The 5,287-nt window shown below is 60.5% G+C and carries 6 protein-coding genes; 4 read left to right on the forward strand and 2 right to left on the reverse strand.

Annotated features, from left to right (window positions below):
• The coding region (gene xseA / locus WBM93_RS00980) for an exodeoxyribonuclease VII large subunit (protein WP_424427260.1) at window positions 1–524 on the reverse strand (524 nt) is incomplete at its 3' end.
• A gap of 94 nt (window positions 525–618) precedes the next feature.
• Between xseA and WBM93_RS00985 the strand changes: the two genes are divergently transcribed.
• Together WBM93_RS00985 and purD are read left to right on the forward strand one after the other, a co-directional pair.
• Window positions 619–1,104 carry a hypothetical protein gene (locus WBM93_RS00985; protein WP_424427262.1) on the forward strand — a complete coding sequence of 162 codons (486 nt, stop codon included), beginning with the start codon at window positions 619–621 and terminating at the stop codon, window positions 1,102–1,104.
• Between the two features lie 83 nt (window positions 1,105–1,187).
• Window positions 1,188–2,468 carry a phosphoribosylamine--glycine ligase gene (purD, locus tag WBM93_RS00990; protein ID WP_424427264.1) on the forward strand — a complete coding sequence of 427 codons (1,281 nt, stop codon included), beginning with the start codon at window positions 1,188–1,190 and terminating at the stop codon, window positions 2,466–2,468.
• A 424-nt stretch (window positions 2,469–2,892) separates the two neighbouring features.
• Here the strand turns inward: purD and WBM93_RS00995 are convergent, their stop codons facing one another.
• Entirely contained in the window at window positions 2,893–4,179 is a 1,287-nt protein-coding gene (locus tag WBM93_RS00995; protein WP_424427266.1) for a M20/M25/M40 family metallo-hydrolase, read from the reverse strand.
• 37 nt (window positions 4,180–4,216) lie between these two features.
• Between WBM93_RS00995 and WBM93_RS01000 the strand changes: the two genes are divergently transcribed.
• Together WBM93_RS01000 and WBM93_RS01005 are read left to right on the forward strand one after the other, a co-directional pair.
• On the forward strand, window positions 4,217–4,345 hold the full coding sequence (locus WBM93_RS01000) for a hypothetical protein (protein WP_424427268.1): 129 nt from the start codon (window positions 4,217–4,219) through the stop codon (window positions 4,343–4,345).
• A gap of 91 nt (window positions 4,346–4,436) precedes the next feature.
• Window positions 4,437–5,287: OmpP1/FadL family transporter (locus WBM93_RS01005; protein ID WP_424427270.1), on the forward strand; the 851-nt coding region annotated here is incomplete at its 3' end.

Here is a 5,287-nt window from a genome sequence, read left to right on the forward strand (position 1 = left end):
ATCACATGGCTGGGAAAGCGGTCGGCGAGACGGTGCAATATGTCGCGAATCACCGAACCGGTTGGCGATGTCACCACGCCGATCGTCTTCGGCAGAAACGGGATTGCTTGCTTGCGGTCCTGGTCGAACAGGCCTTCGGCGAGCAGCTTTGCCTTGAGCTTTTCGAACAAGGCCATCAGCGCGCCCTCGCCGGCCAGCTCCATCTTGTCGATCACGACCTGATATTTGGAGCGGCCGGGATAGGTGGTAAGCTTGCCCGACACGACGACTTCGATGCCATCTTCCGGCTGGAACGGCAGGCGCCCGGCATTGCCCTTCCACATCACGCCGTCGAGGATCGCTTTGTCATCCTTGAGCGCCAGGTAGACGTGACCGGAAGCCGCGCGCTTGAAGCCCGATATTTCGCCCCGGATCCGGACATAACCGAAGCGATCCTCGACCACCCGCTTGAGCGCGCCGGATATTTCCGAAACCGACAGCGGGGGGGCGTTGTCACCGGGCGTGTTTTCGCTTATTCTAGCCATCGATGTCGCATAGCGGAACAACTTCCGAGGCAAAAGCCCTGTTTATCCGCACCGAACTGGCTTGGATGTTTGCAGATAGAAACTGGGGATTAAAATGGCGGAAGATGGCAAGGGCATAGGCGGATTGATAGCGGTCATGACCGCGCTGATCACTGCGGGCGGGGCGATTGCGGTAGCCATGATCAACAAGCCCGAGCCGAATCCGGCGCCAATTCCTGCTCCTGCACCTACACCGGCACCAGCAATCGACCCGACTACCGTACCCGGACCAGCGCCATCGCCGACTCCGGTCGCCTCGACCGATGTTACAGGGACATGGAGCGAACCCAGCGGCGCGACCGCAGTCTTTCAGCAGACCGGTGACTATATTGAATTGCGGTATAATTTGCTGCCCGCATTCGGCGGTGGCTTTGCTACCGGCGAAGGACAGATTAGCGGCCAGGCCCTGCAATGGACCCTGCTTTATCCGACCGGCATCCTGCAAAATTGCACGGTCACACTGAACCAGAGCGGAAACCGGATGAACGGGCAATGCGTCAATAATTTTGGCCTTTCCGTGCCGGTTGTCCTGGATCGTTAACCAGCTTGCCGATCCTGCTCCCGTTGCTTAGGACGAAAGACAACTAGGATGACGAAGATCCGAACGGGATACAGGAGACGGCATTGAACATTTTTCTAATCGGTTCGGGCGGCCGCGAACATGCCTTGGCCTGGAAACTGGCGCAGTCCCCTAATACTCACAAGCTATATGCTGCACCCGGCAATCCGGGGATATTGCAGGAAGCCGAGCTGGCCGACATCGATATCAATGATCATGGCGCGGTCGTCCGCTTTTGCCAGATGAATCAGGTGGAGCTCGTCGTCGTCGGACCAGAAGCACCGCTGGTCGATGGCATCGCCGACTATCTCCGCGCCGCCGATCTGCTGGTATTTGGTCCGGACAAGGCCGCTGCCCAGCTGGAAGGGTCCAAGGGTTTCACCAAGGACCTGTGCGCCCGGGCCAATATCCCGACCGCCAAATATGCCCGCACCAGCAATGCTGCCGACGCTCTGGCCGCACTCGACGATTTCGCCATTCCGGTGGTGATCAAGGCCGATGGCCTCGCCGCCGGCAAGGGCGTGATCATCGCCGAGACCCGCGAGCAGGCGGTCGACGCGATCAACGACATGTTCGGCGGCGGCTTTGGCGAGGCCGGCGCAGAAGTGGTGGTCGAGGAGTTTCTGACCGGCGAGGAAGTCAGCTTTTTTGCGATTACCGACGGCCAGACGGTCGTTCCTTTTGGCACCGCGCAGGACCACAAGCGGGTCGGCGAAGGCGATACCGGCCCGAATACCGGGGGCATGGGCGCCTATAGCCCTGCCCCGGTCTTGACCGAAGAACTGCAACAACGCGTGATGGACGAGATTATCAAGCCCACCGTCGAAACATTGGCCGCCGAAGGCACACCCTATAGCGGCGTCCTGTTCGCCGGTCTGATGCTGACCGAGAGCGGACCGCAGCTGATCGAATATAACGCCCGCTTCGGTGATCCGGAATGCCAGGTGCTGATGATGCGTCTGGATAGTCATCTCGCCCGGATCATGATTGCGACCGCGCGCGGCGAACTTAACGATATCCCGGAGCCAGTCTTCGATCCGCGCTCGGCGCTGACCGTGGTAATGGCCGCGAACGGCTATCCCGGCAGCCCTGAAAAAGGCGGGAAAATCTCCAACTTGCGCGAAGCGGAAAAAGACGGCGTCAAGATATTCCACGCAGGCACTGCGGTGGTCGAGCGCAGCCTGGTCGCCAATGGCGGCCGGGTGCTCAATGTCACCGCGCTGGGCAAAAACGCGACCGAAGCCCAGGCCAAGGTTTATGCTGCCGTCGACAAGGTCGATTTCGACAGCGGCTTCTGCCGCCGCGATATCGGCTGGCGCGAGGTGGCGCGGGAGGCCGGGGACTAGATTCGCTCACTCCCAGCGTTCCCAGTTTGGTAAAAAGCCTGTGCTAAACTTGATTCAATATCGGGGCCAAAGAGCGGTTTTCGTGTCCGTTTGCCGGGAGCGGATTCACCGGACTTGCCGAAAGCTTTACACCAACAGAATATTTTATTTTCTGTGACCTTTGCCCCGAACCCGCAGATTCACTGCCTTTATAGATTGCCAGCCCGCCGCCGAGTGTGAACTTCCAGATTGCCTCTGAAACCGGTCCGGTAGAAACATCCGCACAGCCGCCAGCGCCGCGATCATATCCAGAATGTCAAAGAACCTGTCCCGCACCTGTCACGGGAACGGCGGAGATAATAAGCGATCGGGCAAGGTGTAGGAAAGCGCATTCTTGCGCCTTCTCCCTCAAGGTGGAGGGATAATATAGGACCTTTCACTCTGATCAATCAGCCGCCAGCAAATCCGCCACCAGCAAGGCCGTGCGCCGGGTGGCCTGGCGGAGGCTGTTCAGGTCCATCTCTTCATCGACGGTGTGGGAACCCGAGCCCGCAACGCCCAGTCCGTCCATGCTGGCGACATAAGGCGCGACGAAGCTGATGTCTGCGGCGCCGCGCTTTTCCGGCGGGAAGGATTGCGCAGGTTCGAGGCCGAGCCGCGCGTGGACGATGTTGAGGCGGTCGAGCAGTGCTTGGTTCGCCTCTGTCAATTCCATCGCCGGATATCGGTCCTGGAAGGTAATGGTCGCCTTTGTCTGTGGCAGACTGTCCTCGACGATCCCGCGCATCAGCCTTTCCGCGGCTCGCAATTGCGCGTCGTTCATGAACCGCAGGCCTCCCGAGGCAGTCGCGGTCTCGGCGATCACATTATCCTTGCCGCTGACCGTCAGGGCGCCGGCGCTGCCGACGGGTTCGATGGTCGAGCCAGCCGCGACCATGCCGGGATTGAAGGTCAATCCGAGCGGCCCGCGTACCTCGCCGTAGAAGCGGTTCAATATGCGCGCCATTTCGAAAGCGGCACCGGCGCCGCTATCGTCGCTGAAAATCCCCGAGGAATGGGCGCGCTTTGCCGTCACCTCAAGTTTCCATTTCGAGGAACCCCGTCGGCCGATCACGCCCCATTCGGGGCTGCCGCCTTCGAAGTTGAGCGCATAGTCGGCGGCTTTGCCGGCCGCGATCAGCTGCTCGCGGGCCTCGGTCAGCGGGGAACCGACGCTTTCCTCGTCGCCGGTGAAAAATATCGTTACCTTGCCGCCCTTGATCGCTTGCGCGTCGATCAGCGCGCGCATCGCATAGATGACCACCGTATTGCCGCCCTTCATGTCGACGACGCCCGGGCCGCGTAGCTTGTCACCATCGCGCTCGAAGCGCTGGAACGGACTGTCGGGTTCGAACACCGTGTCGAGATGGCCGATCAGCAGGAGGTTTGGGCCTTCGCCAAAATCCCGTTCGGCGACCAGATGACCGCCGCGTGCCATTGACTGTGGCATGTCGACCCAGCGAACCGCGAAGCCGATATCCTCCAGTTCGCGCCGGTAAATTTCGCCGACCTTGCGGACGCCGTCGACATTTAGCGTGCCGGAATTCTGGTTGACCGTGTCTTCGAGCAATTGCAGCTGCTGCGCGCCATTATTGTCAACGGCGTCAAGAATGCCCTTGTCCTCGGCGCTCGCGCTGGTGAACGCGGTAAACAGAAGAAATGCAGTGGTGGCGGCTTTCATTGTCGCGAACATATTGGAGGCCTTTTCTCTTCGGTCGTGGATATTTGCTATGACGGTCGAAACTAGCGGCACGGCGCTCAACCGCAAGAGGTCATCTTCCGACGGGCCAGATGTTGCGCGCCCGATCGCCGGCACCCGTCCCGCCAAGCTCAGCTACTCCCCGCGCAACCATTCCTAACTTGCTGCGCGCGGGTCCGAATCGCTAGGGACGCGCTCCGGCGAACACCCTCTCCCGTTGCGCCGACGTACCAACAGAAAGTCGTATCGTCATGTCCCGTTTCCATACCCGCACCGCCAATCGCCACACACGCTCGCTGGCCACTATCTTGCTCGCCGGCGCGGCGCTTTGCATGCCGGGTACGGCGCGGGCGACCGACGGCTATTTTCTCAACGGCGTCGGGGCCAAGGCCAAGGGCGCTGGCGGTGTGGCTATCGCGATGCCGCAGGATGCTTTCTCGATCGCCAGTAACCCGGCTTCTGCAACCGCCATCGATCACCGGCTCGATGTCGGTTTCGAAGTCTTCATCCCTGATCGCGGGGCAGAGATCATCGGCAATCAGGCGGGGCTCGACGGCACTTATTCCGGCAATGGCACCAACCCCTTCATTCTGCCGGAATTCGCTTATGTCCGGCCGCTATCCGACACGGTTTCGGTCGGAATTGCGGTCAACGGCAATGGCGGGATGAACACCGATTACCAGACCAATCCCTTCGCCAGCTTCGGCGCCACCGGACCGGCGGGCGTGAACCTGAAGCAGATCTCGATTGCGCCGACCATCGCGGTGGAAATTGCAGAAGGACAGAGCCTCGGCTTGTCGCCGCATTTCGTCGTGCAAAGCTTTGAAATAAAAGGCATCCAGCCATTTGCCGCGAATTCGCAAAGCCCGGCAAATTTCACCAATCGCGGCGAGGACTGGGCCTTTGGCGCGGGCTTCCGCGTTGGCTATCTCGGTTCCTTTGGCGACGACCTGCGCATCGGGGCCTTTTACCAGTCGAAAGTCTGGACCAGCAAGTTCGACCGCTATGCCGGGCTGTTCGCAGAACAGGGCGGCTTCAACATGCCCGCATCCTGGGGCATCGGCGTTTCGGTAGACGCGACCCCGCAGCTAACATTGGGCGC

Origin of the sequence: Parasphingorhabdus sp. (assembly GCF_049667325.1) — a bacterium.
Taxonomy (GTDB): domain Bacteria; phylum Pseudomonadota; class Alphaproteobacteria; order Sphingomonadales; family Sphingomonadaceae; genus Parasphingorhabdus.

What these genes read in the sequence shown, in the direction of transcription:
- WBM93_RS00985 (WP_424427262.1), top strand. Translation starts at nt 619, where the DNA reads ATGGCGGAAGATGGCAAGGGCATAGGCGGATTGATAGCGGTCATGACC.
- WBM93_RS00995 (WP_424427266.1), bottom strand. Translation starts at nt 4,179, where the DNA reads ATGTTCGCGACAATGAAAGCCGCCACCACTGCATTTCTTCTGTTTACC.
- WBM93_RS01000 (WP_424427268.1), top strand. Translation starts at nt 4,217, where the DNA reads ATGACGGTCGAAACTAGCGGCACGGCGCTCAACCGCAAGAGGTCATCT.